This window comes from Bacillus haikouensis, assembly GCF_013179555.1.
GTDB lineage: Bacteria > Bacillota > Bacilli > Bacillales > Bacillaceae_B > Rossellomorea > Rossellomorea haikouensis_A.
Map to the genome: position 1 here is coordinate 1 of NZ_JABMCR010000511.1, position 1577 is coordinate 1577.

At 43.1% G+C, this 1577-nt stretch carries 1 protein-coding gene; it reads right to left on the reverse strand.

What is annotated here, in order from left to right; all coding sequences use genetic code 11:
* A partial coding sequence (locus tag HP456_RS23775; protein WP_172255625.1) for a sensor histidine kinase occupies nucleotides 1–1049 on the reverse strand: 1049 nt, incomplete at its 3' end.
* Nucleotides 1050–1577 lie beyond the last annotated feature (528 nt).

The following is a 1577-nucleotide window of genomic DNA, read 5'->3' on the forward strand; positions in this document are numbered from 1 at the left end:
ATGTCCCCGTCATGCTTTTCAATCAGCTTTCTGCAAATAAATAATCCGATTCCCGTCCCGAGTTCCTTCGTGGTGTAGAAAGGTTCAAAGATGGCGTTGATGGTTTCGTTCTGAATCTGAGGTCCATTGTTGCTGATTTCAAGAGTCATATCACCATTCACAATAGTGGAAGTAATAGAAATCTTTCTCTCCCCATCAACCTGTTGAAGCGCATCGATCGAATTCATGACCAGGTTCAGGAAAACCTGTCTAAGCTCATCCTTGTTTCCTGTGATCAAAACATCTTCTCCCACACTCACTTCTGTTAAGACTTCTCCTGCAAGCAGGCTTGGATAAAGAAATTCGATCAGCTCTCCAAATAGATGGGAAACGGATATTTCTTCCCGTTTACTGCCGATGATTTCTTTTCTAGACACATGGAGGAATTGTGATATGCGGTAATTCAATTGATCCAGCTCATGCTGCATGATATCGAGGTATGGAAGCTCAGGGTAATCGTGCTGAAGAAGTTTCGTAAACCCGATGATGGACGTCAATGGATTCCTGAACTCATGAACGAAGCTTGAGCTCATCTGACCGAGAATTGTCAGACGTTCCTTGTGTGTCTGATCGATATAAAGCTCTTTCTCCTGAAGCTGCTGGTCACGGATGTCCGTGTATTGTTTCACAGCCAAATAAGAGAAACGGTCGAATAACGAATTGATTTCCTCCAGATACGGTTGAAGGGCAGTCCATTCAATTCCCGACCGGCTGACCCATTTGATGATTTCGCTTTTACCGACATTCACGTTGTAAACAAATTCACTGATATTGACACTTGCTTCCACACGCTCCTGTGCCGTTTTTAAGGCAAGCGCCCTGATTTCCTCTTCGCTCAACGGATTCTCAATGGCACGCTTCACCAGCTGAAACATGCGGAGCCCATTTTGAATGACCTCTTCCTTGTAGAGGTCATTTTCAGAAATAACGATCTTCGCTCTCCAATGATGCAGAAACTCAGTGGAGTGTTCATCTAAAAAAGCAATGAGTCTATCAGAAGTACTAGTCATTTACCGGCAACCCTTTCTTCCCCTGTTTTCAGGCGCTCTCTTTCCATCTATCATAACAGAAATCACCAGAGCTTGAGACTTTTTCTAAAATTTTCAAGGCAAGCCGCGCTCTCTGCTAACGTACTAAAGGACCAGGTGAAGGGAATCATTTTCCTTTGTTATCGTCCCGCGCCTCATTATACTAAAGTACTAAAGTGATTTTACCGGCGGGTTTCGGATAATTTCGACAAGGCGTGGTTCAATTTGATTATTTCGATTATCGAAATTTATCGAATAAAAATTTTCGATGCCCTAAGTTCCCTACTGCTACCTCTTGGGACAGTCTATTATCTCTAGTATTTTCACTAGCATAAGTTCGTTCCATCTGTTCATGTATTTTACTAGATTGCTCTCTATACTTAAATCAAACGACAAAGGGAGGAAATAATTTGAAGAAAAGAATAATTGCACCAATAGCACTCTCCACAGCGATTATGGCATCTGCTGCGCTGCCCCATGGTCAAGCACTCGCTGTACAGCCCCAGGACC